Here is a 543-nt window from a genome sequence, read left to right as displayed (position 1 = left end):
GATCAGGGACTTTCTCTCTGCTTACTTTCGCCGCTTTTTGGAAATGTTCTACAGCCATCTGATCGTCTCCTGATCTGTCATAGCTGTTTGCAATGTTCAATAGAGAAATGGCGATAAACCTGTCATTTTGAATGTCCATTGCCAATTCCAGCGCCGCCTCTAAATGCGGGAGCGCTTTATCATAATGTTTGAAATCATCATAGTTGCCGGCGATCACAAACAAGCTTTGTATCGTTCTAATGCTGTATAGAGGATGGTTTTGATAAATGTCCAAGGCTTGAAGAATATGATGCATCGACACATGGGTTTGCTTCATGTGATAATACGCTTCTGCCACTTTAAAATGGAATTCGGCTTTCTCAATATCATCTGACACAAACGGCAGTTCTTTCTCCGCCTCGCGATAATATCCGATCGCTTCCACATATTCTTTTTGGTCAAATTCATACATGCCGCGGAAAAACAAAGAGTAGTATTTCAAAAGGCCTGTGAGTTTTTTCTGAGGGGTCTCAATCGTTTCAAGAAGCTCTGTCACTGTAGGGC

Annotated in this window: 1 pseudogene; it reads right to left on the bottom strand. The window is 42.2% G+C overall.

Annotation, left to right across the window (positions count from 1 at the left end):
• Positions 1-543 (bottom strand): annotated as a pseudogene (rapH, locus tag AC27IT_RS28090) (response regulator aspartate phosphatase RapH); the annotation flags it as partial.

This window comes from Brevibacillus sp. YAE8 (genome assembly GCF_057543335.1).
The sequence above is the reverse complement of the archived record's forward strand: the minus strand, read 5'-3'. Positions and strand labels throughout refer to the sequence as shown.